Raw genomic sequence first — 1,343 nt, 5'->3', positions numbered from 1 at the left:
ACCCCACGTTTCACGCCGCATACTGCATACTCGATAGCCTTGAGTCGCGGGGGCTCGTCGATGTGTATAAGAGACCGGATCTCCCGCACGGACAGATCACAACGTCGACACGTGTAGCGAAGGATTTACGATGGAGAGGTGGATTTTAAATGAGTAAGGAAAAAGAGAATAAAGAAAAAAGCGCAAGTAAACCCGTTAAGATACTTACGCTTGATACTGAGACGCGAGGACTTTTTGGGGAAGTCTTCCGCGTCGGATTATATGACGGTAGTAGATACCGTGCGACAAACACTTTTAAAAACCTGAAAACGGTTCTCTCACAGTATACCACAAAATACGATTGTCATGTATTTATTCATAATCTAGATTTCGACATTTCAAAAATCGCAAAGGACATTTTACCTGAAGCGGATTTAAAAAATTCGATTTTTATTAATAATGTCGTTACGGTATTTAAAACAGGTCTTAATGAATCCCAAATAACTGAAGAAAATGAAATTATTTCGCAACCTATTACATTTCATGATTCCAGCAAGCTTGTAATGGGTTCATTAAAAAAGATATGTGAGGATTTTAATATTTCGCAAGAAAAAGCAAAAATAGATTTAAAAGACCATATTTTGAAATTGGGATGGGCGCTTGACGCTGACGGAAACCCCACAAATGACCCGGGTAAATATGATGACCGGGAATCCCAAGGGAATTATTTTATGAAGGTCGATCCGTATGAACCTGAATTAAATGAATATTTACGGTTGGACTGTGTGGCATTATATGAAATTGTTACAATGCTTATTGAAATATCCGGCTTGCCGATTCATGAATTTTTAAAATGTCCTACTACCGCAAGTCTTGCAATGAAAGTATATCAAATGAATTATCCTGAAGATTATGAAAAGGCTATTTCCACGAATTACGGTTATAGCAAATGGGGCGAGTTTACAGAGGATTTTATACGCAAGGCATATTATGGTGGACGTACAGAAGTATTTCAAAGTGAATTAAATGGCGGCTTTCATTATGATGTAAATTCATTATATCCGTACGTTATGAAAGTGAACCCAATACCTATAGGGAAACCGCGTCACCATAAAGGAGACAAAGCCCGAAACGTATTTAAATATTGGTACAGCTATAGACAGGGCGGCGGTTTTTTAGAATGTGATATTCACATACCGACTACTTTACATATACCGCCTCTACCTCACAGAATGTACAAAAAATTATGTTTCCCGGTCGGTAACCTTTCAGGGATATGGACGTTTTTAAAAATAGTAATTGGGTTTGAAAATGGGTCTAAAAAAAAAAAAAATAATCAAATTATTTATTTTTAAAAAAACGAG

General features: G+C 37.0%; 1 protein-coding gene. It reads left to right on the top strand.

From position 1 onward, the window contains the following. The first annotated feature begins 149 nt into the window (after positions 1 to 149). Positions 150 to 1,334, top strand: coding sequence for a DNA polymerase (locus tag ACFV4F_RS39430; RefSeq protein WP_380510124.1), 1,185 nt, complete (start codon positions 150 to 152; stop codon positions 1,332 to 1,334). Positions 1,335 to 1,343: the final 9 nt, after the last annotated feature.

Origin of the sequence: Kitasatospora sp. NPDC059722 (assembly GCF_042733235.1) — a bacterium.
Classification (GTDB): domain Bacteria; phylum Actinomycetota; class Actinomycetes; order Streptomycetales; family Streptomycetaceae; genus Kitasatospora.
The sequence above is the reverse complement of the archived record's forward strand: the minus strand, read 5'-3'. Positions and strand labels throughout refer to the sequence as shown.

What these genes read in the sequence shown, in the direction of transcription:
- ACFV4F_RS39430 (WP_380510124.1), top strand. Translation starts at nt 150, where the DNA reads ATGAGTAAGGAAAAAGAGAATAAAGAAAAAAGCGCAAGTAAACCCGTT.